Source organism: uncultured Bacteroides sp., from assembly GCF_937912035.1.
Taxonomy (GTDB): domain Bacteria; phylum Bacteroidota; class Bacteroidia; order Bacteroidales; family Bacteroidaceae; genus Phocaeicola.
This window is the reverse complement of the sequence record NZ_CALDPF010000022.1, coordinates 96199-122209: the sequence shown is the minus strand read 5'-3', so window position 1 is coordinate 122209 and position 26011 is coordinate 96199. Positions and strand designations below refer to the sequence as shown.

Here is a 26011-nt window from a genome sequence, read left to right as displayed (position 1 = left end):
GTTAGAATGTTAAGTTAATACCTACAGAATAAGTTCTCATGAATGGATAACTCATGTTACCGCTATTACCTGCTGATTCAGGGTCGTATGGACCTTTAACTTTTGTGAATTCAAATAAGTTTTCACCACTGACATAAATTGAAGCATTTGTCAGGTATACTTTCTGAATCCATTGTTTAGGTAAATTCCATCCTAGTGTTATATTTTTCATACGGCAATATGCGCCATTCTGTAAATAACGGTCACTTGTAATTCTATTACGTTTGTCTGTTGCACGTACTATCGGTAAATAAGCGTCAGGATTTTCCGGTGTCCAAGAGTCATATACATGCCATTTCTGTGCATTGTAATACTGGGTAGCAGCAGGCCAGAATGCTTCTCCACTAGGCCAGAAATCTCTCTTACCTACACCTTGCATGAACAGATTAAGATAGAAATCTTTATAAGTAAAGTTTGCTGTTATACCATACTGATAGCGAGGAGTTGTGTTTCCTATAACTACCTGATCTCCATGATCGTCTAATGTTCCTTTACCTTTAGTTATTATACCGTCACCGTTTTGGTCTTTGATCTTGATATCACCTGCACCCCATTCAACATTCTGGATGTCTTTCTGTCTGTTCTGATCAATTTCTTCACCTTCCTGGAATAATCCTTCAAGCTCATATCCCCAGATAGTACCTACTTTCTTACCTTCATAGTAAGTACTTATATCACCGGTAGGATTATTGTATTTTGTGATTTCAGCTTGAGAGTCAGAAAGAATAAATCCTAATTCATATCCAAAGTTCTCGCCGATGCGGTCTCTCCATTTTAAAGACAATTCCCAACCACGTGTTTTCAGTTCTGCTGCATTTGCTGGTGGTGCACTAGTACCTAGAACTCCAGGATATGAAACTTTGATAAGCATGTCTGAAGTCGTACGTACATAGTAGTCAAAACTCATGTCAAGTCTCTGGTTGAAGAATGTTGCGTCAATACCTCCATTTATAGTTGAAACTTTTTCCCAAGTCAGATTGTTGCTTACCAGATTTCCTGGGTTGATGACAGTTGCATAAGTGTCACCAAAAATCCAGTTTGTTGATGTTCCGCTACTCATGAATGGAATATATGGGTAATATTTGGTGTTACCGCTCCAATCACTTGAAGAAATAAGCTGATTACCTAGTATACCGTATGTGGCACGCAGTTTCAGATTGTCCAACCATGAACGTGTCCCTTCCATAAATGCTTCTTCACTCAAACGCCAAGCACCGGAGAATGAAGGAAGGAATACGAATCTGTTGTCAGATGGGAATCTTGATGTTCCGTCATAACGACCGTTTAATTCGAACAGGTATCTGTCATTGTAAATATAGTTTGCACGGAAGAATCCACCACGTAAAGCCCATTCATATCCATTCTGACTTGTCTCATGATTTCCGGAGCCAAGGCTTAATGAAGGCAAATCATTGTTCAATATGTCATAACGTTTTCCGCTGAAAGTGGAATATTTAGTAAGTTCCTGATTGAAACCTACCATAAGTTTCAAATAATGCTTCTCTGCGAAAGTATTTTCATACTCTGTATAAGCATTGAAAGAATAGTATGACTTGTTTGCATTAGTCATTTTATAATAACTAGTAGCAGTACGTCCATAAGTGTCCTGGAATGTCTTGTCAAAAAACATTATTGGTTTTGAATGTTCTGACGACTTGTTATAGTTGAGGTTGTAATTGAAGTCTATATGAGCTTTCCAACCTTTTAAAATATCAAGGTCTGCACTGGCGGTTAACCATATATCATGACGGTCGGATTTGTTACGTCCACCATTATTCAGCATGTCGTATGGATTGTTTTCCATGTATCTTCCAGCAAACTTATCCAGTTCAGGATATCTTGAGTCTTTTTGCCAAGGATCTATAAAGTCTGTAGGTAAAGAGTATACAACTCTCTGCCAAACGCTTTTACCTTCGTATGAGAAAGGTTTGTCTGTAGAACTATAGTTATAAAGAGCCTTAACTCCCAATTTCATCCATTCTGTAGTCTGGTTTTCAACATTGATACGGGTGTTAAGCTGTTTATAGCTATCATCTCCTACCTTGTATAAACCGCCTTGATCCAAGTAACCTATAGATGTGTAGAATTTTGTCTTTTCACTACCACCAGTAATGTTAAGATTATGTCTTTGTGTTGGAGTGACATTTCTTACCATTTTTTCTTTGAAGTTAGAGTATCCGTAGTAATAAAGCTGTCCGTCAATTACTTCATACTCAGGATTGTTTTTTGGATCAGCTTCGTATGCTTCCATTTTGGCAATAACTTCGTCACGGAATGGTGTTGGTACATTACCATTGACACAAGCTTGGTTCATCCATTTTGCAAACTCAGACTGACTTTCAATAAATTCAGGCATGATTGAAGGCTTTGCAAAAGAGAAGTTACCGGAATAATTTATTCTTGTTTTCTCTGCTTTGCTAGGGTTTTTAGTTGTTACAAGAATCACACCGAATGCCGCACGCACACCATATATTGCAGATGCTGCTGCATCTTTCAACACTGTAACATTAGCTATATCATTCGGGTTAACAAGATCCAGACTCATTTCCACACCATCAACCAACACCAATGGACTACCTCCATTTATTGAGGTTGTACCACGTACATTTATAGAGGCAGACTGTCCTGGTTCACCACTTGAGTTTGTAATCTGCAAGTTAGGAATAGTTCCTTGTAGTGCACTTGTTGTGCTTGTTATAGGACGTGATTCAAGAACTTTAGAGTCAATCTGACCAACAGCACCTGTCAAATTAACTTTTTTCTGAGAACCATAACCCACTACTACTACTTCTTCCAATGTTTTGGCATCTTCAACCAATGTTATGGAAAAATCTTTTTTACCAGCGACTTTAATTTCTTTTGTTGTATAACCAATGAATGAGATTTGAAGAACAGCATTTTCAGGTACATTCGATAAGGTAAATTTACCGTCGAAATCTGTAATTACTCCATTGGTTGTACCTTTGACAAGAACATTAGCGCCAATTACAGGCCCCATGTTATCCATTACAACACCTGTTACAGTCTTTCCGTCTTGTTGAACAATGTAGGATTCGTCTGCAACATTTGCATGATTAAAGGAGGCTCCTGAAATACCAACTCCATAAGTTGCACAAACGGCACATAACAGAGCCTTCTTAGAAAATCCAGTTTTGAACTTCTTTGATTTTTTCATAAATATTATAATTATTAAGTTTAAAATTACTTGTAATATATTTTACAAGCTAATCACAAATTATAGTCATTATTATTCTGAAGAATGTTTTATTTTAATTTTAATGAATAATGTTATAAATGTATTTTTATCATAGTTTATCTTTGAAATAAGATTAATGATTTGTTTTTGCAAAAATATTTATTAGTGAAATAGTATGAAAAAACATTTTACCTGGAAATGTTATATTTTAGTTTTATAGGACAATATATACATAAAAAAGGACAAAAATAGCATTATTGCGAATCTTTAAAGGTTTTTACAAGGTAAATAATTGTATTTTTCTGTTAATGGGAATTGCCTTGTTACTAGCCGTTATTGATTTATATATTCAAATAAATAATCAAATAATAATTCACTTTCCATATTGTTATGGACATTAACTATATATAATCAAGTAATAAAAATATAATTAAATAAAGTGTTTTGAATATTCTGTTATTTATAGTTTATAGGTAATGATTTATTCTATAGTAAAATCAAAAATGAAAAATATGTATTTAACTAGTGTAAATTTTGTTTCGTTTATATACTGTTGTTTGAGATGTTGTTGAAATTTTTATTATTTTTGCTACGTGAATAGTATAATGACTTTGTTAATTTATTAAATGAATAATAGATTTATATTTTTAATATTATCTTATCTTTTCTCGTTTACGTGTCTATACGGACAGTTCTTTAAGAAACTTGGGATGGAAGATGGACTCTCCAGCCTTTCTGTGCTTTCAATATATCAGGATCCGATAGGAAGAATGTGGTTTGGTACTACTGAAGGTCTGAACATATATAATGGAAATGATATTTCTAGGATAACAAAATATACTTCTTTTGTTGATGGAAAGGTAGAAGAAAATAATCTGCTTGGAAGAGTGCGTAAAATCACAGGCGATGGTAAGCATAAGATTTTTATATTAAATAATAATGTACTATTAGAATATGATTTATATAAAGAAAATTTTAGAGAGATATATTTCCAGAATGTACGTGCAATAGACTATTATGACAACAGACTGTTTTATTTTGTCAATGATTCTTTAATTTCTTATGATCCTGAAAAATCATGCTCCTTGGGAGATAAAAAATATAATTTGCCTCATGTTACATGTATGGAAAATACATCCAAGGGATTATATGTAGGAACTATGGAGGGTCTTTTTGAGATAAAAGGAGGTATAGCAAGATGTATATTGTCGGAAACGGAGATTTTTAAGCTTTACTACAGTTCATTGAATGAGCTTTGGGTAGCTACACGTGTTGACGGCCTATATCGAATAAAATCAAATGGAGAAATAATTAAAGAACCTGTATCGGCAAATAGAGTTGTGAGTAATCAAATTCGCGAGTTTGTAGAAGACAATAATAATCGTATATGGTTCGGTACATTTGAAGGACTGCAAATGTATGATCCAGAGAAGGATGAATATAAGGTCTTTATGGCAGGCAATAAGAATGGTATGTTAGGTCACGAATCTGTGTTCTCGCTGTATAAAGATACTCAAGGTACTATATGGGTCGGAACGTATTATGGGGGTATTAATTATTTTAATACTGAATATGATATTTTTTCGTATTATGGTAGCAATTATAATAAAGATGGGCAAAGTTTGAGTTTTCCCATTGTTGGAGAAATAGTTGAGGATAAAGATCATGGTTTGTGGATAGCGACCGATGGAGGTGGTATTAATTTATACAATAAGAATAATTCTTCGTTTACTTATTTTGATAAATCCTTCAGAAATTCAATATTGCATGATAACGTTAAATCAATAACTTACGACAAGGATAATGATTGTGTATATATTGGAACATATACAGGAGGATTAAGCAGATATGACAGAAAAACAAAATCTTTCTATAATTTTCTGGAACATAGTACAAGTGAGAACTTACCGAGTGATAGAATACACTGTTGTAGATATAAAAATGGAATTTTATATATAACGTCAACAAACGGCTTTTGGACACTGGATATCCGGAAAAATCAATTTTCTATTATTGATCATCACACCGATATAATATCTGTAGAATTGGATGACTTTGGCAATGTATGGTTGGCATCTATAAACAATATTTATCTTTATAATATTCGTACATCTGAGTTTATCAGATTATATGGTTTTGAAAAAAAACTTCCAAAGATTATTAGAATTACAAAGGTTCTTCCAGTAAGTGGTGGAGATATTTATATTTCTACTTTAGGTGCCGGTGTATTTTCATATAATATGAAATCCAAAGAATTAAAACAGTACCTTCAAGAGGATGATGGGCTTTTAAGTAACTTTTGTTATAATATGCTGGAAACTGAATCAGGCGAAATACTTATCACAAATGATAAAGGTATATCTGTATTCTCACCAAAGGATAATTCTGTAAGAACAGTCGAGTTTCAGTCTGAAAAAGGGATGATTTCTGCTGTAACAGATGTCTGTGGAATGTATGAGGCGTCTGATGGTACAATCTATATTGGTGGAGTTGATGGTATGATTTCATATAAAGGTATGAAGAATGGGTTCAAGGATTTGGACTATAATTTTTATTTCGAATCTTTAGAGGTGAATAATTCTCTAGTTAAACCTTCATCCGATAATATATTGAATAAAAGTCTTATTTATGAACATGAGATTAATTTAAAATATGACCAGAATAACATATCATTATCATTTGCTAATTCAAATTATGTAGGTATAGTTCGTAGTAGGACTTATCAGTATAAATTAGAAGGTTTTGATGAGGATTGGATTACAACTGATAGAACGAAAATCAGTTATACTAATCTCGAACCGGGAAAATATAGATTATTAGTTCGTGAAAAGGGTAGTAAAATAGGTGGAATAGGCAACAAGGAAATCTCTCTCTTAATAAATGTAGAGCATCCTTGGTTCGCAAATATATATGCATATATGATTTATGCTATAATTGTATGTTCTGTCTTTTATGGATATTGGAGAGCAAGTTTACTTCGTCATAAACTTGCAATGTCTTTAGAGAATGAAAAACGTGAGAAACAACGGATTGAAGAGGTGAATAAGCTGAAATTACGTTTCTTTACGAATATATCCCATGAATTTAGAACTCCTTTGACTCTGATAATGGGGCAACTTGAAGCGTTGCTTCAGAATGAGAACCTGTCATTGTCTGTACAACGTAAACTACAGCGGATTTATAAGAATAGTTTGAATATGCGTAATCTTATAACTGAGCTTCTTGATTTCAGGAAACAAGAGCAGGGGTATATGAGTTTATGTGTAGAGAAATATGATTTGATACAGTTCGTACAGGATATTTTTGACTCATTTAAGGATTATGCCGAAAAACGTGGTATTGATTATCGTTTTTATCATGCGGAACAAACTTTGGAGGCTTGGTTCGATGCTTCTCAGATGCAGAAAGTGGTGTTTAACCTGCTTTCAAATGCCTTCAAATATACTCCAGCTAATGGTAGTATATCTGTAAAGATTGCCATTGTGAAGGGGATGATTGAAATTAAGGTTACGGATAGTGGGTGTGGAATTTCGTCCGAAGATGTAAAATTGATATTCAATCGTTTCTATCAGGCCGATACGGCTTCCAAATATAATATAGGTACGGGTATTGGACTTGCTCTTACTAAAGGGATAGTAGAAATGCATAAGGGGAGTATTGAAGTTGAAAGTGAAGTGGATAAGGGAAGTACATTTAGAATTTTACTTCCTATGGGTAATTCACATTTCTCTCCAGAACAACTGAAAGTTAAATCCGATTATAAATTGACTATTGAGAATCCTGATGTAATTAATGTGACTGAAGGATCCATTGTTTCATCTGAGACTGTATCAAATGCTAAATCGGATGATGAAGAATCTGTAAAACCGGTCATGCTTATTGTAGAGGATGATGAGGATATACTTGCATTGCTTGAGGATATTTTTGTTCCGGCTTATAATGTTTATAGAGCAAGTAATGGTGCCGAAGGTTTTGATATGGCGATGCAGCTTCATCCGGATATAATATTGAGTGATGTTATGATGCCTGTCATGACGGGAAAAGAGATGTGTTATAAAATAAAAAATAATATTGAATTATCACATATACCTGTTGTTCTGCTGACAGCTCAGACTTCTGAGGAACATACAGTTGAAGGATATATGTTTGGTGCTGATGATTATGTGACTAAACCTTTTAATGTAAAAGTGTTAATGGCACGTTGTAATAGTCTGGTGAAAAATCGGCATCTTTTGTTTGAGAGAATGAGAAACACTCAGAGTGACGATAAAAGTATTGCGGTTGCAACAAATGCCGTAGATCAAAAGTTTATTGAGCAAACTACTGATATCATTATGCGTAACTTTGAGAATCCGGATTTCGATATGAATGTTCTTGCCAATGAATTGAAGATAGGTAGAAGTAAACTTTATTCGAAAATAAAGGAGATAACCGGTTTTACACCAAATGAATTCTCTTTAAATATAAAACTGAAAGAGGGATTAAGAATGTTGAAAGACTCTCCCGAACTGAATGTTTCTGAGATATCTTACAAACTTGGATTCTCTTCACCGCGTTACTTCAGTAAATGTTTTAAGGATTTTTATGGAGTTGCACCTCAGACTTATAGAAAGGGTGGGGAGACTGTCTGAAAAAGTAATATGCAGTTTGTATTTGATGCTGAAAGTTATACTTGAATTAGGATCAGAAAAAATATAAAATACGGTGTTATTTCAGTTTAAATGACACCGCATTTGAAATAGAATGCGGCGGCGTTTTTTTAAAATGTATAAGTGATATTTTTATGTACTGAAATATTTGTATTTATATATAAACTCTATTATTTACAAACCTTAATTCTAATCATTTTACGGTTACGTTATATCATTATATTATTAATAGCCTGTTCGGTAAGTCTTTATACCAAAAGAATTATTGTAAAGTTTTGTACGAAAAAAGTTTGTCGTACAATATTAGCATATATGCATTACAATTTATGTATGAAAAATGATCACGTATAGGCTATTTTTGTGCTAAAATTTACATGGAATTCTAAACCTTAATTAATTATTTTCATTGTATGAAGCACAAAATTTTGTTGTGTACTATGGGGATGCTGGCATTACAGGCTCAGTCGTATGGAGTGCTGGCAGAAACACATAGTACAGCATTAGAAGCATTTCAGCGTGCAGCAGAAAAGAAAGTAACGGGTGTGGTTACAGATGCTATGGGACCGGTTATAGGTGCCGCTGTAATGGTAAAAGGAACTACAACCGGAGTTATTACCGATCTTGATGGAAAATTTGAAATTTCCGCACCTGTAGGTTCAACACTTGTAGTTTCTTTTGTAGGATATTCCGATAAGGAAGTTGTGTATAAAGGTGAGGCGCAGTTGAATATTCAACTAGAGGAAAATGTTACAGCTCTTGAGGAAGTGCAAGTTATTGCATACGGTACAACAAAGAAAGTAACTGTAACAGGAGCGCTATCTTCTGTGAAATCGGATGAAATTCTTAAAAGCCCTGTCGGTAGTATTGCCAATGCTTTGAGTGGTAAAGTTACAGGACTTTCCAGTGTTCAGTCAAGTGGACAGCCTGGTGCTGATGACGCGCAGATTTATGTCCGTGGTGTCGGTTCTTTGACAGAAGGATTGTCTACACCTTTAATGTTGGTTGATGGAGTAGAGCGTTCATTCTATCAGTTGGACCCTAATGAAATTGAAGATATTACTGTTCTGAAAGATGCTTCTGCAACAGCCGTATTTGGTGTACGTGGTGCCAATGGTGTGATTCTTGTTACTACAAAGAGAGGTAGCGAAGGAAAGGCAAAGATAAACTTTTCTACAAGTATGGCCTTACAGCTTCCTACACGTATTCCTGAATTTGCCAATAGTTATGACTATGCAACTACATACAACAATGCTCAGATTCGTGATGGTGTTAAACCTGAAAATGTAGTGTTTAATGATGAAATGCTAGAGGCGTTCCGTACTCATAGTAACCCTATTCTATATCCTGATACAGACTGGACTGATATGCTTATAAAGAATTCGGCATGGCAGACTCAGCATAATTTTAATATTTCCGGAGGTACTAAGAGAGCACGATATTTTGCTTCATTGGGTGTTTATACTCAGGACGGTCTTTTCAATATGTACGATACAGGCGATTATGATAGTGGTTTTAAATATAATCGTTATAACTATCGTGTAAATATGGACGTGGATGTAACCAAGACTACTACTATGAAAATCAATCTTGGTGGACGTCTTACTGATAAGAGGGAACCTAATTATAATAATTCTACAACTACAAACGTAAACTATCTGTTTAGGGATGTTTATCAGGCTCCACCATTTTCCGGTCCGGGTATTGTAGATGGAAGATGGGTTATGCTTAATTCTAAAACGTTTGGTGAGTTTGGTGATGTTTCTGATGCTCTTAATTCATACTATGGTAAAGGTTATAATACTTCTGAAAATAATGTTATAAACTTTGACTTTGCGTTAGAACAAAAACTTGATTTCTTAACAAAAGGTCTTAAAGCTCATATAAAAGGAGCTTACAATAGTGGTGTTACTATAAATAAACGTAGAGAAGGTCGTACAGACAGATATGAAGCGTTTATGGGAGAAGATGGAGAGGTCCTATATAAAAAGAATCAGGAAGCTTCAACTCTTGGTTACTCTGAGTCTACCGGACAGTCTCGTGACTGGTATTTGGAGGCTGCTTTGAACTATAGTCGTAATTTTAATGGTCATTCGGTTTCAGCTTTGGCTATGTATAACCAGTCTATGAAGTATTACTATTCAAGTAACTTTCCTGGAATTCCTCGAAGCTATGTAGGTTTTGTTGGACGTGCCACATACGATTATAAGACACGTTATCTTGTGGATTTTAGTGTTGGTTATAATGGCTCGGAAAACTTTGCTCCTGGTAATCGTTTTGGCCTTTTCCCTGCCGGCTCTTTAGGTTGGATTGTTTCTGAAGAAAAATTCATGGAATCACTTAAACCATACCTTAACTACTTAAAGCTAAGAGCTTCTTACGGTATTGTGGGTAACGATCGTGTTTCAGATGGTTCCCGTTTCTTATATTTGCCGGATTCTTATATAATAAGTTCAGGTAGCTATAGCTTTGGATCGTATAATAATTATACGGTGTCCGGAGCTAAAGAATCAAAAATTGGTAATCCTGATGTAACTTGGGAAACAGCAGCAAAACAAAATTATGGTGTTGACGTTCATTTCTTTGACAGTCGCTTTAAAATTTCTTTTGATTATTTTATTGAACATCGTAAGAATATTCTTATTTCTCGTCAGATGAACCCCGGATATCTTGCAGTTAAACTTCCTACTGTAAACTTGGGTAAAGTTGATAATAAAGGTTATGAAGTATCTTTCAGATGGGAAGATAAGGTCGCCGATGTAAACTATTATGTTGGTACTAACTGGTCGTATGCGAAGAATACGGTTGTATTCAAGGACGAAATTCCACAGCCATACGAATGGATGGAGGAGACAGGAAAACCTGTAGGTCAACAATTCGGTTATATATATGATGGCTTTTTTACAGAGGAGGAGGCTGCTAATTATGCATCACTAAAAGGTAAAGAAGGTGGAATTCCTGATCATGGAGAAGGATTTGTGCCAGTTGCCGGAGATGTGAAATATAAGGATTTAAATAATGATGGTAAGATTGATAATAATGATGTTTCTGCAATAGGAAATCCTAAATATCCATTATTGACAGGTAACTTATTAATGGGATTCTCTTGGAAAGGATTCGATTTTAGTATGACATGGACTGGTGCATTTAAGACTTCTCGTCTTGTAAGCAGTTTTTATAGAATACCATTCGGAAGTACAAATAAGTATTCTCTGTTACAATATATGATAGATGATGCATGGACACCAGAAAAGGGAGATGCTTCAAAAGCTCCAGGTATTTCGTTGTCTTCAAGTAAAGGTAATAACTATAAAGATTCAGACTTGTGGCTACGTGATGCATCGTACGTTCGTTTGAAGAATATTGAAATTGGTTATTCTTTCCCAAAATCAATGATCAGTAAATTACATTTGTCATCATTGAGATTGTCATTATCAGGATATAACCTTTTGACATTTGATAAGATGGGATTCTGTGATCCTGAGTCTAATCCTAATGGTGAGGCATATCCTCTTATAAAGATAGTGAACTTTGGTTTAAAACTTGGTTTTTAATAGAGTATAATTATGAAAAATATAAAGAAACACTTTCATGTTGCATTAATAGCAGGTGGATTGTTGATAAATGTCGCTTGTGAGGACTTGGCATTTGGTAATCAATTTCTTCAGAAACCACCAAGTTCTGATGTTACAATAGATACAATTTATTCAACGGCTGAGTACGCAAGACGTGTATTATGGTATTCTTATCAATATCTTCCATACGGTCTAGAGTTGGGAAATGGATATTACAATGCTATTTATCTTGCTACATTAGATGGATTGACAGATTTGAATCAGTCTTATATAAATTATTCCGGTGTTAATTCTAATTATTATACAGGAGATTATAATTCATCAAAAGAAAATGTTAGAAGTTCACCAAATTCACAAACTAAAATAAGATTTAACGAGAGTGAGACTCACATGTGGTCAGCTATTCGTCATGCATGGATTACTGTAGAAAATATTGATAGAACTCCTGATATGTCAGCTGAGGAAAAAAGTCGTCTTAAAGCTGAGGCCAAAATGATAGTGGCTGTATATTATACACACATGTTACGTCATTACGGAGCTTTACCTATTGTGGATAAAGTTATTCCAATAGATGAGGCCAATATGCCTAAACGTGCCACTCTTCAGGAAACTGTTGATTTCATAGACAGACTGCTTCAGGAGGTAATAGATTGCCCTGAATTTCCATGGAATATTCCGGCAGAGGAAATGGGTAACTGGGACGGACGTATGACAAAGGCTGGTGCGTACGGTTTAAGAGCACGTTTGCATCTGTTTGTTGCAAGTCCATTGTTTAATAGCGATCAACCATATTGGCCTGGTCAGGCAGCTGATGAGAAGATGACATGGTTTGGAAACTATGATCATGAGCGTTGGGGAAAAGCTGTAAAGGCTTGTGAAGATTTCTTTAAGGCATTGGAACAGAACGGTTTCTATAAACTCGTTCAGAAAGAAGATGTTAAAGAGGGAGAGTATAGATATGCGTTCCGTAAGGCATATTTCGACAGAGGTACTACAGAAACCTTGATTTCAGTGCATAGAAATATATTTAAAGCAAACGATAATAAGTTCCCGGATCAGGCTATACGTTGGGGGGCTTATTGCCCGACAAAAGAATATTTTGATATGTTCCAGACTGCTGAAGGTAAGGAGTTTGACTGGAATAATCCTGAACATTCCAAGAATCCTTTCATAAATCGTGACCCTCGTCTTAACGAGACATTTATTTTGGATGGTGATATTTATCAGGGTAGAAAGGTGGCTGTAACTCAGGAATATTCAAAGGATCCGACTAATTATCCTGCTGGTAAGGATTGGGCTACAGGAAAAATGACCGCAAAAAGTCTAATGACAGGTATAGCTTGCAGAAAATGGGGGCTCGACCGTGGTGGTGAGTATAATGGGCACATAATACAGTGGCCTCACCTTCGTATAGCGGAAATTTATTTAAGCTACGCTGAAGCGCTTAATGAATATAATAATGGCCCTACAGAATTGGCATACGATATGGTTGATGCTGTACGTGCCAGAGTAGGAATGAAAGGATTGAAGGAATGCTACGGCTCATTGAATCAGGAACAATTCAGAAATGCTGTTCTTCGTGAGCGTGCGTGTGAATTTGGATATGAGGAGGTACGTTTCTTCGATATGATACGCTGGAAAATGTCTGACAGATTCTCTAAACCATTACATGGTCTTAATGTATATAAGAATAAGAATACCGGTGAGTATATTTGTGAGGAATTCCCATTAATGGGAAGAGACCAAAGCCGTGTATGGTGGAATCCAGGAGGTTTTGCCGAGAAATGGTTCTTGAGTGCTTTCCCTTTTGATGAAGTAAATAAGGGATATGGGTTGATTCAGAACCCGGGTTGGGAGTAATACTGATATAAATAAACTATAGATTTATGGCAATTAACAAACTAAATATATTATTTGCAGGACTTCTTTGTTCGGCAGGAGTCTCTGCCCAAGAGAATATAGATTTAGATATTCTGAATATAAGAAAACAGGAACTTGGGCATACTGTATCGGTTGATACAGAAGAATTTACAGGGGCTGTTTCAACTGTAAGTAGTGATAAGCTTTCTCATAAAAACAGTATAAATCCTACAAATCAGTTGTTTGGAATGCTTTCCGGACTTCAAACTCTTCAGAATACCGGTACGGTTTGGGAAGATGGAGCAAGTTTTTATATTCGTGGACTTGGGACTCTAAGTTCAAAATCTCCTCTGGTTATAATTGACGGTTTTGAGCGTTCATTAAAAGAACTAAGTTCTCAGGAGATAGAATCTGTAAGTATATTGAAAGATGCTGCCGCTACTGCAATATACGGTATCAGAGGTGCGAACGGAGTTATACTTGTTAAAACAAAACGTGGCTCTGAATCTGCACCTGAGATAAAATTCTCTTACGAGTTTAATATGGCAAAGCCTAACCGTTTGCCTGATTTTGCGGATGGATATACATACGCTTCTGCCTTGAATGAGGCTATGATGAATGATGGTCTTTCACCACGTTATTCAGAAACAGAACTTGGATATTTCAAGTCGCAGGAATATCCTTTGTTTTATCCTAATGTTGACTGGTTTGATGAGTCTTTAAGAAATTTTACTTTTGGTGATAATGTTAATTTCTCTGCACGAGGAGGTGGTAAGTACGTTAAGTATTACACAATGCTTAACTTCGCTGATAACCGTGGATTGCTTAAACCTACTGAATTGAATGAAGGTTATTCAGGACAGCAGAAGTATTCAAAGTTGAATATACGTACAAATCTTGATATAACAGTAACAGAAACAACAAAGGTTCAGCTTAACTTGCTGGGTAATTTTACTGAACATAACCGTCCAGGAACAACAACCGGAGATTTATTTGAGCGTTTATATCAAGTTCCTTCAGGAGCATTCCCGGTGAAAACTTCTAACGGCGTGTGGGGGGGTACAACTGTATATGGAAACAACCCCGTTGCTTCTATTGCCGGTACAGGATATGCACGTTCACAAACCCGCGCAATGTTTGCTGATATGCATTTAAGTCAGGATTTGTCTATGATTACTCCTGGACTTAAAATGGGTTTCAAGATTGCTTTGGATAATACGGCTTCGTACTGGGATAGTAATACCAAAAAGTATGGTTATGAAATGCCGATACTTGATGTTGAAACTGGTGAAGAATCATTCAAGAAACTTCAGGATGAAGGAACTTTGTCATTCTCCAAGAGTGTAGGTTCTGCTGTCACACACTTCTATTTTGAAACATATTTGAAGTATGCTAAGAATTGGGGTAAACATAGTCTTAACTCTACATTGTTTTACTCTATGGACAGAACTTCATCAAAAGGACGTAATACCAGTAGAGCATTTATGGATGTAGTAGGTCAGGCGCATTATGTTTATGCAGACCGTTATCTTGTTGATTTTGCTTTGTCAGGTTCTGCTTCAAGTATACTTGATCCTTCTAAACGTTGGGGTATATTCCCTTCAGTTGGTGCTGGCTGGATTATTTCGAAAGAAGAGTTTATGGATAATGATTGGTTGAATCTTCTTAAATTGAGAGCTTCTTACGGTATAGTTGGTAGAGCAGACTATGGCGTAGACCTATATAAAGATATATATGGTGATGGTAATGACTATTTTTTTAAGGAAACTCCAACTTCTTATTCAGGTATGAAGATGACTCAGCTTGGTATAAATGGACTTACATACGAAAAATCTCATAAACTTAATGTCGGTATTGATTTTGCAGCATGGAATAAATTGTCTTTGAGTGTAGATGCCTTCTACGATCATCGTACAGATATTCTTGTTGATGGAGGTAATGCTATTTCTTCAGTATTTGGTATGGCCGTTCCTAAAATCAATAATGGTGTTGTTGATAATAGAGGTATAGAGGCTGCTTTGAATTGGGATGACAAGATTGGTAATTTCACTTACCACTTGGGTGGACAGTTTAGTTTTACTCGCAATAAGATAATCAACCAAAATGAAGAATATCGTCCTGAAGAGTATCTTAAACGAACTGGTGGTTCTATCGGTCAGATTTTTGGATATGAAGTTATAGGAATATATCAGTCTCAAGAGGAGATTGACAATAGAGATGTCAAACAGTATTTGGGAGATGTACGTCCTGGTGATTTAATGTTTAAAGACCAAAATGGAGACAATCGTATTGATACATACGATCAAGTTGCATTAGGATATAACTCTACATGTCCGGAGATTTATTATTCATTTGATTTAGGAGCAGAATACAAGGGATTTGGAGTATATGCGCTTTTCCAGGGTACAGGCAACTATAGTAAGATTCTAGATACAAGAAGCTTGTATCGCCCTTTAATAAATGATAATACAATTTCAAATCATTATTATGAGAATAGGTGGACAAAGGATAATCCTAATGCAATGTATCCTCGTCTTACATATACAGGTTCTGATAATAATTATAGTACAAACTCTCTTTGGGTAGCAGACGCTTCGTTCTTGAAATTAAGAACTTTGGAACTTTATTATAACCTTCCTGCGAAATTCTTGAAAAAGACCAAAGCATTGGGGCAGGCAAAGGTATTTGCACGTGCTCATGATTTGTTCTGTTTGGATGGGATAGATTTACAGGATCCTGAAGCTGTAGGTGCTGTATACCCTGCAATGACACAGTTCTCTTTCGGAGTTGATTTAACATTCTAAACTAAAGAAAAAATATGAAGTTAAGAAAATATATATTGCTTTGTTTGTCTGTAGGACTTATGAGTTCCTGCAACTTTATGGATTGTGATGAGTCTGACTACTATGAGTTGGACGAGATTCAACAGAGCTACAGTAGAGTGAAACAGTTTGTTACGAATGTATATGGTTATCTGCCTTCTGATTTCTGTAGTCTTGATGGTGCAATGCAAGATGCGGCAACAGATGATGCTGTCCATGTATATGAAACATCTAATATACAACGTTTTGTTAACGGAACATGGTCTGCAAACTATACAATAGACGATCAGTATGGTAAATATTACAATGGTATTCATGACGCAAACTTCTATCTTGAGAATCTTGTAGGTCTTGATTTTAAAGACTGGGAATATGGAGATGACTATGAGAGTTGGATGCACGACTATAAATATCATGAATATGAAATAAGATTCTTGCGTGCATATTTCTATTTTGAGTTGGTACGTCGTTACCAGAGGGTTCCTTTGATTACTAAAGTACTTTCTATTGATGAAGTTAACAACTCAAAGCCTGTTGATAGTCCACAGGAAATTTTTGATTTTATCATATCAGAGTGTGATGAAATAAAAGACGAGCTTCCTGTCAATTATAACGATTTCAAGGACAAAGAGTATGGCCGTATAACAAAAGGTGCGGTATTGGCTCTTAAAGCACGTGCTTCTTTGTATGCTGCCAGTCCTTTGTATTCTGAATCATCGCAGAGTAAATGGGTTGCGGCCGCAAAAGCTGCTTATGAAATAATTGGCCAACATTCTCAGTTAGGATATGATCTGGATAAAAGCTTTGCTAATTTGTTCGGACCTAAGAATAATATGAGTAAGGAAGTTATTCTTGCGCGTCCAACGGGACAGAACAATGGTTTTGAATCTTCAAACTTCCCAATGGGGGTAAAGAGTGGAAAGACATCTACTTGTCCTACAGAAAATCTGGCAAGTGCTTTCGATATGAAAGACGGTACTCCATTCGACTGGAACAATCCTGCTCATGCCGCAAATCCTTATAAGAATAGAGACCCTCGCTTCTATCTGACTATAGTCCATAATGAAATGATATGGCCTGCAAAGAATCCTGTCGAGATATGGGAAGGAGGTGCAAATGCTCTTCCTCTTAATAATGCGACGACAACAGGTTACTATCTTAGAAAATATGTAAATAATGAAATAAGTTTTGAACCTGGTGCTCCAACAGCCAAAGCACATCATAACTGGGTACTTTTCAGATATGCTGAAGTATTGTTGAATTATGCGGAAGCTATGGTAAATGCTTATAATGATCCAACTTATAAAGATGATGTATGCATGATGTCTGCCGAAGAAGCATTGAATATGGTAAGAAACAGAAACGGTGTAAAGATGCCTGCAATAACAGGAAAGAATGCTGATGAATTTTTGGCATGTGTCAAACATGAACGTAGAGTCGAATTGGCATTTGAAGGACACAGATTCTGGGATTTACGCCGTTGGAAATCTTTAGAAGAGTCAATGGATATTTACGCTGTAAAAGTAGAAAAAGATGATGACGGAGCTATGCATTATACTCCTTTCTTGATGGAAACACGTGATATGGATGAAAAGTTATATTTTTATCCGATAGCAAATACAGAAATGTTCAAGAATGATAATCTTGTACAGAATCCAGGTTGGTAAAATTAATATTATCCGACAAGTATGATTATATCGTGCTTGTCGGATTAAATGTCAAAATTTATTCAATAGGTATTAATCGAAATATAGATGAACGAGAAATGAAGTGTTCATCTTTATGGTCTCTTAAACAATTGTAAAATAAAAGTAAGTAATAGATGAGAAATTTTTTAATTCTATTGTCTTTCCCTATATTAGGAATATTATCATCGTGCGGAGGTAATGAAAAGAAATGTGATTTTGTTACAACTGGATTTGAAACGGCAGAAGTGCAATTGAAGAATCAGTTAGTTGCAGTTCCGGAACCTGTTGCATATCCTAGAACAACAGGTAAGGATGGAAAACTTAAGGCTACAAAACTTAATGATTGGACTGAAGGTTTTTATCCCGGATGTTTATGGTATGTTTATGAATTCAGTAAGGATGATTTCTGGAAAGAAAATGCAATAAAATGGACTGAAGCACTTGAACCGATGAAGAAAACAACTCATCATCATGATGTAGGATTCTTGATGTATTGCAGTTTCGGTAATGGTTACAGACTTACTGGTAATGAAAAATATAAAGATATTCTTATAGAATCTGCCAATTCACTTTGTACACGTTATAACGATACAGTAGGATGTATAGAATCGTGGAATTATAGAAAAGCTTGGAACGGAAAGGACGAATGGTTCTATCCTGTAATTATCGACAATATGATGAATCTCGAACTGTTGTATTTTGCTACTAAAGTTACAGGTGATAAAAAGTATGCTGACATTGCAACAAAACATGCACGCACTACTGCCAAGAATCAGTTCAGAGAGGATTATAGTAATTACCATGTTGTGAATTATGATGAAAATACCGGTGAGGTTCTTCATAAAGCTACATGTCAGGGATTTTCCGATAATTCGGCATGGGCGCGTGGTCAGGCATGGTCTATATATGGTTATACAATGGTTTACAGAGAAACTAAAGATCGTTTCTTTCTTGATATGGCAGTGAAGACTGCTGAATTTTGGCTGAATCATCCTAATATGCCTGAAGATGGAATTCCGTATTGGGATTTCAATGCCGGACAGCCGGGGTATGTACCAGACTGGGATTATAATCCGGAACAATTTAAAGTTGTACCGCGTGATGCTTCAGCTGCTGCTATTGCCGCTTCTGCTTTTCTTGAACTGGCTAATTATGTGAACGATGGAGAAAAATATTATAATGCTGCCGAACATATTTTAAAGTCTCTTTCTTCGCCGGATTATCTTGCTGCATCTGGTACAAACAATAATTTTGTACTGATGCACAGTGTGGGAAGTATTCCTCACGGAAATGAGATTGATGTTCCTCTAGTATATGCAGACTATTACTACCTTGAAGCTTTGTTGAGATATAAGAAAGCCGGCATATAAATATTTTTTAAACTTATGAAGGACCGGACGACTTTTTATAAATTTGTCCGGTCATTTTTTTTATACTATCTGAAATGAGAAAATTTATTTATATCATATTCTGCATAATGTTTATATGTAGCTGTACACAAGAAATGGATAAACGTATTATTGCAGCCTATGATCTTATAGAACGTGTTACTCCCGGATATTCAGGACAGTTTGAAATTCAACTCATAGATTCGGATGAAGGTTTTGACGTCTATGAAATTGCGAGTGGGGATGGTAAGATAATTTTACGAGGCAATAATACAGTATCGATAGCTACAGCTTACAATCAATATTTAAAATATACTTGTAAAGCACACATTTCTTGGCTAGGTAATCAATTGAATTTACCTGAGTCTCTTCCTATGCCGGAATATTTTGTTAGAAACAGGATAAACGGTAAGTATAGAGTGTATATGAATTATTGTACTTTTAGTTATTCTGCAGCATGGTGGGATTGGGAAAGATGGCAACGTGAGTTGGATTATATGGCTATGAATTCTATTAATACTCCTTTGTCTGTTGTTGGTTTAGAAGCTGTATGGTATAATACATTGCTCAAGTATGGTTTTACAGATTTAGAGGCCCGTACTTTTCTTGCTGCTCCCGGTCACATGGCATGGCAATGGATGCAAAATATTCAAGGCTATGGAGGACCTCTACCTAAATCATGGATAGATAAACATATTGATTTGGGTAGAAAAATATTAAAACGACAACTTGAATTGGGAATGCAACCTATACAACAGGGATTTTCAGGATATGTTCCACGTGAATTTAAAGAAAAGTTCCCTGATGCAAAAATTCGTCTTCAGCCTTCATGGTGTGGGTTTAAAGGTTCTGCACAGTTGGATCCTACTGATTCCTTATTTGCAAAATTTGGAAGGGATTTTTTGGAAGAACAAAAAAAATTGTTTGGCTCTTATGGCTTTTATGCAGCCGATCCGTTTCATGAAAGTAAGCCACCTATAGATACCCCGGAATATCTCGGTGAAGTTGGTAAAGGTATATATAAATTATTTGAAAGCTTTGATAAAAATGCAATATGGGTAATGCAGGCGTGGAGCCTTAGAGAACCAATTGTAAAATCTGTACCCAAAGAGCATTTACTTATTCTTGATTTGAATGGAGCCAAAAGTACAGTAGAGAATCCTTTTTGGGGATATTCTGCAGTTGCAGGCAACCTTCATAATTTTGGCGGACGCATAAATTTACACGGCGACATGCGTTTACTTGCCTCTAATCAATATATGAAAGCAAATTCTAAATCTGCAAATATATGTGGTAGTGGATTATTTATGGAAGGTATAGAGCAGAATCCAATGTATTATGAACTGGCATTTGAAATGCCTCTATATCGTGACAGTGTGTATTTGGACAAATGGATTAGAGAATATGCATGGCGTAGATATGGTTCTCCTTCTGATGCTGCATATATGGCTTGTATGAAATTACTTGATGGACCGTATACTAAAGGTACAAACGGAACAGAACGTAGTTCTATTATTGCGGCTCGTCCTGCACTTAATGTAAAGAAATCAGGCCCTAACGCAGGATTAGGAATACCATACAATCCATTACTCCTTTTCGAGGTACAAAAACTGTTGCTTGAAGATTGTTCTATACTTAATGTATCTGATGCTTATAGATTTGATATTGTTGATATCCAAAGACAGATAATGAGTAATATGGGTCAGGTTATACATCGTAAAGTGGCACAAGCATTTCATGATAGGGATTTAAAAGCTTTCCAGACTCATAGTAGGCGATTCCTTGAACTGTTGGCAGATGTTGACACTTTGTTACACACTCGTTCGGAGTTTAATATGTATAGGTGGATTGCTGGTGCTCGAAGTTGGGGAGACACTCCTGAAGAGAAAGATTTATTTGAAAGTGATGCTATAAGTCTTGTAACTGTATGGGGAGGTGACGGTGACCCTCTGATTTTTGATTATTCATGGAGAGAATGGTGTGGACTTATTGGAACTTATTATTTACCTAGATGGAAATCTTTTTATTCAATGCTTGAGGATTGTTTGAAAAATGGAACGGAATATAAAGAAAAAGGTTTGAAATTAACTCATGGTAGGGAGGCCTTTAGGGCAAATTCTTTCTATGATAGATTAGCAGATTGGGAATTGGAATATGTTAGTTCTGCCAATAAGGCTAACCCTGTTGTAACCGCTGGAGATGAGGTGGAGATTGTTGTAGAACTATATGAAAAATACTTGGAATTGGCGAAAATATATTATAACGAGAACCTTATCTTGGATAAAATATCATTGTCAGAAAAATGTTATGAGAATTTAGGTGATAATTGATATTAGAATGTAATTAAAGAAATATGAAAAATAGAATTATATTATCTGGACTGATGATTCTTTGTTCCACATTGAATATAATTGCAGATAGTGATACTGCAACAGTATTGCCATATTGGAAAGATATACAGACAGTATGCATAAATCGTGAAGAACCTAGAACATCATTTATGACATACGCTGATAAAAATCAGGCTATGTCGGGTAAGTATGAGTCAAGTCCGTATTATAAATTATTAAATGGAGTTTGGAAATTCTATTATACAGACTCACACAGAACACTTCCTGCAGATATCACTTCGATGGATACTGATATCTCCGGGTGGAAGGATATTAAAGTGCCTGGTAACTGGGAAATGCAGGGGTTTGGTATTCCAATATATACAAATCATGGCTATGAGTTTAAACCAAGAAATCCACAGCCACCGCAATTACCGGAAGATGTGCCTGTTGGAGTATATAGGCGTAGTTTTGATATTCCGTCCGACTGGAATGATAGAGATGTTTTTCTTCATATAGCTGGAGCGAAATCAGGTTGTTATGTGTATATCAACGGTAAAGAAGTTGGATATAACGAAGATTCTAAAAATCCTGCAGAATTTCTTATTAACGATTATCTTAAGGAAGGTGATAATATTCTTACTTTGAAAATATATCGTTGGAGTACTGGCTCTTTCCTTGAATGTCAGGATTTCTGGCGCATGAGTGGAATAGAACGAGACGTATTTGTTTATTCTCAACCTAAAGTAGCAGTAAGAGATTTTCGAGTAACTTCTACTTTGGATGATACGTATAAGGATGGTATTTTTCGTCTTGCCATTGATTTGAGAAATCATAAAACTAATAACGCTGAGCTTGAAGTTGCATACGAGTTGATTGACCGAAAGGATAACTCAGTATTAGTGTCTTCAGTTAAAAAAGTTACTGTAGAAGCAGATAATGAGAAAACTGTAGTTTTTGATAGAGAAATTCCTGGTGTGAAGACTTGGACATCTGAAGCACCTAATCTGTACAGACTGATTATGACTGTAAAGGAGAACGGAAAAACTTCAGAAGTTGTTCCTTTTAATGTTGGATTCCGTCGTATAGAGATTAAGCAGACAGACCGTATAGCTGAAAATGGTAAACCTTATGTAGTCTTGTTGGTAAACGGACAACCCATAAAACTAAAGGGGGTGAACATACACGAGCACGATGAACGTACCGGACATTATGTATCGGAAGATTTGATGCGTAAGGACTTTATGCTTATGAAGCAGAATAATCTTAATACAGTGCGTCTGTGTCACTATCCTCAGGACAGACGTTTTTATGAACTTTGTGATGAGTTCGGTCTATATGTATATGATGAAGCTAATATTGAGAGCCATGGAATGTATTATGATCTTCGTAAAGGAGGTACACTCGGTAATAATCCGGAATGGCTGAAGCCTCATATCTATCGTACAATAAATATGTTTGAGCGTAACAAGAATTATCCTAGTCTTACATTTTGGTCGCTTGGTAATGAAGCTGGTAACGGATATAATTTTTATCAGACATATTTGTGGATAAAAGAGGCCGACAAAGAAATTATGAACAGACCTGTTAATTATGAGCGTGCACAGTGGGAGTGGAACTCCGACATGTATGTACCACAATATCCTAGTGCTGACTGGTTGGAATATATTGGTAAGACTGGATCTGACCGTCCTGTAGTCCCTTCGGAATACTCTCATGCTATGGGAAATTCTAGTGGTAACCTTTGGAATCAGTGGAAAGCTATCTATAAATATCCAAACCTGCAGGGAGGATATATATGGGATTGGGTTGATCAGGGAATACTTATGTGTGATGATGAAGGTAGAGAATATTGGGCTTATGGAGGCGATTTCGGGGAGGATATGCCTAGTGACGGAAATTTCTGTTGCAATGGAATTGTAGGACCAGATAGAAAGCCGCACCCTTCGATGGCTGAAGTTAAATATGTTCATCAGAATGTTGCTTTCGAGGCTATAGATATTTCAAAAGGTATATATAAGGTTATCAATCGTTTTTATTTTACGAATCTGAATAAATATCAGATATCTTATGAACTCAGAGCTAATGGTAGGAGAGTGAAAGGGGGTGAGCTGAAATTAGATGTTTGTCCTCAGGAAGAACATGAGTTTTCTATTCCTGTAAATAATATATCGGCAAAACCGGGAGAGGAGTATTTCATTCATTTCAGTGTACGTAATAAATTCGAGGAACCGCTTATACCGGCAGGACATGAAATTGCATACGAACAGTTCAGAATACCAGTCTCTGTTGAACCAAAAGAATATACTGCCTCTGGACCAATGATTAAGGATTGCAGTAATGGAGAAAAAATTATCTTGAGTTCTTCGAAGGTATATTTTGAGTTCAGTAAGACTGAAGGAATTGTGAAATCGTATAAGGTAAATGGTAAAGAGTATTTTGCAGAAGGATTTGGTATACAGCCTAACTTTTGGCGTGCGCCAAATGATAATGATTACGGGAATGGTAATCCTAAACGACTTCATGTATGGAAGAAATCAAGTAGAGATTTCAATGTAATTGAAACAAATGTAAACTTTGATGATAAAACGGCATTAGTGAATGTGGTATATAGTCTTCCTGCAGGAAATACATGTATTCTTAATTATAGAATCTATCCGGATGGGGTTATTAATATTGATTATCGATTTACTCCAACTAAAATGAAGGCAGCACATACAGACATATCAGAAGATACGAACTTGGCTACATATACTCCCGGCAAGAAAAAAGAAGATAAAAATCGTCTTGAAGTTCCACGTATAGGTGTACGTTTCCGAGTTCCTGTGTTGATTAATAATGTGGAGTATTTCGGACGTGGACCTGAAGAAAACTATATTGACCGTAATGCCGGAAGCATGGTCGGATTATATAAAACTACAGCCGAGGATATGTATGTGAGGTATGTACGTCCACAAGAGAATGGTCATCGTACAGATACCCGTTGGTTTGTATTGTCTGACAAGTATGGTAGAGGACTTATGATTAAAGCCGACAGTACGATCGGTTTTAATGTACTTCGTAATACAGTGGAAGATTTTGACTCTGAAGATGCTGAAACTCACCCATATCAGTGGAGAAATTATTCCCCTGAGGAAGTGAAAAATCACAATGAAACTGAAGCTCATAATGTGTTACGCCGTATGACTCATGTTTGTGATATTCGTTTCCGTAACTTTATTGAGGTATGTGTAGATATGAAGCAGCAAGGGGTAGCTGGATACGACAGTTGGGGGGCACGTGTACAGCCTGATTATAGAATCCCTGCCGATAGGGAATATTCATGGGGATTTACTATTGCTCCTGTATCTGGAAGAAAGGACGTTAATCGCCTTTTGAAGTATGAGTTTTAAAGTTTATTTATCAAGATTGTTATGAAAAGAGCTTTATTTATTATAGCCGTTATTGCATTGTTTGTGAAATGTGCATTTGCTCAGGAAAAATCCTATGATAATTATGAAAGATATTGGAAAGATGGTTATGAGAAAATCCGTATTATTTCATATAATGTTTTTAATGGCTTTAATTGGGGAAAGGATGAAGATAGGAAGAATAGGTTTATCGAATGGGTTAAGCAATCTGATCCGGAAATATTGGCTTTGCAGGAGTTGTGTGGATTTACTCAGGAAAGTCTGACTGAACTTGCAGGACAATGGGGACATTCGTATGCTGTAATTGTAAAAGAGAATGGTTATCCGGTTGGCATTACTTCAAAGCGACCAATTTCAGTTAAGAATAAGATACTGGAAAATTGTGGACATGGTTTGTTGCATGTGAAAACTTATGGTTTGGATGTTTTGGTTACCCACCTTAATCCTGGAGATACAAAAAAACGTAGAATGGAGGCCGAAACTATTACAAACTATATCAGAGAGCATAAATTGGATACTTGTCTGTTGATGGGAGATATGAACGCTCATTCTCCTTTTGATGCTGATTATATGGAGAATACTTCAACAGAACTACTTATGAAGTATGGTGGTAAGAGTAGTACTAATTTGTTGGAAGGTAATTTTGATTACTCGGTTATAGCCCGTTTCCTTTCTTTCCCTCTTATTGATGTTTGTCAGAAATTTACAGAACCAACTCGTAGAATCTCTTTCCCAACTCCGATTTTAATGTCTCTTTCTAGAAATGAAGATATACGAAAACGAGTTGGTGAACGGTTAGATTATATATTTGTAACTCCTTATGTGTTAAGGCTCGTGGTTGATGCTTTTATTTATAACGATTCTGATAATGATTATTTGTCAGACCATTATCCGGTAGGTGTAGATTTGTTAATAAAAGTAAATTAGGACTGAAGAAACATGCAGCGATGAAAAAAATGATTATTTTAGTTCGATTATGTTAGTCCTTAGTTAGTAATTATGTACAACATACTTTCTTGAATTCAATGTTTTTTGACTTGTGAGATTTTAATAATTT

10 protein-coding genes are annotated in these 26011 nt (G+C 35.8%); 9 read left to right on the top strand and 1 reads right to left on the bottom strand.

The genetic code is table 11. The annotated features are described in order from the left end of the window. Window position 1: 1 nt before the first annotated feature. Window positions 2-3214 (bottom strand): TonB-dependent receptor, encoded by a 3213-nt coding sequence (locus Q0486_RS03665; RefSeq protein WP_299230343.1) that lies wholly within the window; start codon window positions 3212-3214, stop codon window positions 2-4. 731 nt (window positions 3215-3945) lie between these two features. Here Q0486_RS03665 and Q0486_RS03660 point away from each other — a divergent pair. The 9 genes from Q0486_RS03660 (at window position 3946) to Q0486_RS03620 (ending at window position 25881) form a co-directional block, all read left to right on the top strand. Next, entirely contained in the window at window positions 3946-7866 is a 3921-nt protein-coding gene (locus Q0486_RS03660) for a two-component regulator propeller domain-containing protein (protein WP_299230342.1), read from the top strand. A gap of 428 nt (window positions 7867-8294) precedes the next feature. After that, window positions 8295-11435: a TonB-dependent receptor gene (locus Q0486_RS03655; RefSeq protein ID WP_299230341.1), complete on the top strand. Its 3141-nt coding sequence runs from the start codon at window positions 8295-8297 to the stop codon at window positions 11433-11435. A 12-nt stretch (window positions 11436-11447) separates the two neighbouring features. Next, the gene (locus Q0486_RS03650; RefSeq protein WP_299230340.1) at window positions 11448-13316 is read left to right on the top strand and encodes a RagB/SusD family nutrient uptake outer membrane protein; all 1869 of its coding nucleotides are present in this window, start codon (window positions 11448-11450) and stop codon (window positions 13314-13316) included. A gap of 26 nt (window positions 13317-13342) precedes the next feature. Further along, on the top strand, window positions 13343-16120 hold the full coding sequence (locus Q0486_RS03645; RefSeq protein ID WP_299230339.1) for a TonB-dependent receptor: 2778 nt from the start codon (window positions 13343-13345) through the stop codon (window positions 16118-16120). 14 nt (window positions 16121-16134) lie between these two features. Continuing rightward, window positions 16135-17805: a RagB/SusD family nutrient uptake outer membrane protein gene (locus tag Q0486_RS03640; protein WP_299230338.1), complete on the top strand. Its 1671-nt coding sequence runs from the start codon at window positions 16135-16137 to the stop codon at window positions 17803-17805. A gap of 155 nt (window positions 17806-17960) precedes the next feature. Further along, window positions 17961-19196 carry a glycoside hydrolase family 88 protein gene (locus Q0486_RS03635; RefSeq protein ID WP_299230337.1) on the top strand — a complete coding sequence of 412 codons (1236 nt, stop codon included), beginning with the start codon at window positions 17961-17963 and terminating at the stop codon, window positions 19194-19196. 74 nt (window positions 19197-19270) lie between these two features. Beyond that, window positions 19271-21544 carry an alpha-N-acetylglucosaminidase gene (locus tag Q0486_RS03630; protein WP_299230336.1) on the top strand — a complete coding sequence of 758 codons (2274 nt, stop codon included), beginning with the start codon at window positions 19271-19273 and terminating at the stop codon, window positions 21542-21544. A 23-nt stretch (window positions 21545-21567) separates the two neighbouring features. After that, window positions 21568-24936: a glycoside hydrolase family 2 TIM barrel-domain containing protein gene (locus Q0486_RS03625; protein WP_299230335.1), complete on the top strand. Its 3369-nt coding sequence runs from the start codon at window positions 21568-21570 to the stop codon at window positions 24934-24936. Window positions 24937-24957: 21 nt separating this feature from the next. Beyond that, window positions 24958-25881 (top strand): endonuclease/exonuclease/phosphatase family protein, encoded by a 924-nt coding sequence (locus Q0486_RS03620; RefSeq protein WP_299230334.1) that lies wholly within the window; start codon window positions 24958-24960, stop codon window positions 25879-25881. The last annotated feature ends 130 nt before the right edge of the window (window positions 25882-26011 follow it).

Bases quoted from the DNA above. Each gene is read 5' to 3' on its own strand.
- Q0486_RS03665 (WP_299230343.1), bottom strand. From the start codon at position 3,214: ATGAAAAAATCAAAGAAGTTCAAAACTGGATTTTCTAAGAAGGCTCTG.
- Q0486_RS03660 (WP_299230342.1), top strand. From the start codon at position 3,946: ATGGAAGATGGACTCTCCAGCCTTTCTGTGCTTTCAATATATCAGGAT.
- Q0486_RS03655 (WP_299230341.1), top strand. From the start codon at position 8,295: ATGAAGCACAAAATTTTGTTGTGTACTATGGGGATGCTGGCATTACAG.
- Q0486_RS03650 (WP_299230340.1), top strand. From the start codon at position 11,448: ATGAAAAATATAAAGAAACACTTTCATGTTGCATTAATAGCAGGTGGA.
- Q0486_RS03645 (WP_299230339.1), top strand. From the start codon at position 13,343: ATGGCAATTAACAAACTAAATATATTATTTGCAGGACTTCTTTGTTCG.
- Q0486_RS03640 (WP_299230338.1), top strand. From the start codon at position 16,135: ATGAAGTTAAGAAAATATATATTGCTTTGTTTGTCTGTAGGACTTATG.
- Q0486_RS03635 (WP_299230337.1), top strand. From the start codon at position 17,961: ATGAGAAATTTTTTAATTCTATTGTCTTTCCCTATATTAGGAATATTA.
- Q0486_RS03630 (WP_299230336.1), top strand. From the start codon at position 19,271: ATGAGAAAATTTATTTATATCATATTCTGCATAATGTTTATATGTAGC.
- Q0486_RS03625 (WP_299230335.1), top strand. From the start codon at position 21,568: ATGAAAAATAGAATTATATTATCTGGACTGATGATTCTTTGTTCCACA.
- Q0486_RS03620 (WP_299230334.1), top strand. From the start codon at position 24,958: ATGAAAAGAGCTTTATTTATTATAGCCGTTATTGCATTGTTTGTGAAA.